The 269-nt window shown below is 60.6% G+C and carries 1 protein-coding gene; it reads left to right on the top strand.

All coding sequences use genetic code 11. The annotated features are described in order from the left end of the window. Positions 1-269, top strand: a 269-nt coding sequence (locus SM755_RS23730; RefSeq protein ID WP_323174846.1) for a transposase, incomplete at both ends; no start/stop codon positions are given.

Below are 269 nucleotides of genomic sequence, written 5' to 3' on the forward strand. Positions count from 1 at the left end.
GACCGTTTCACGACGATGCTCACGTACAAAGCCGAGACCGAGGGTATCGAGGTCGTATCCGTCTCCGAGCGGAATACGTCGATGTCGTGTTCTGCCTGCGGCCGAACCGACGACCGCCAGCGCGTCGAGCGCGGGCTGTATGTTTGCGAGGAGTGCGGGTTGGTTGCGAACGCCGACACAAACGGAGCCGAAAACATCCGACAGAAGGTACTCCCGAATCCGTCTGATCGGACGGATAGGGATAACGGCTGGTTGGCACAGCCAGCGGT

Source organism: Natrialba sp. PRR66 (genome assembly GCF_034808065.1).
Classification (GTDB): Archaea; Halobacteriota; Halobacteria; order Halobacteriales; family Natrialbaceae; genus Natrialba; species Natrialba aegyptia.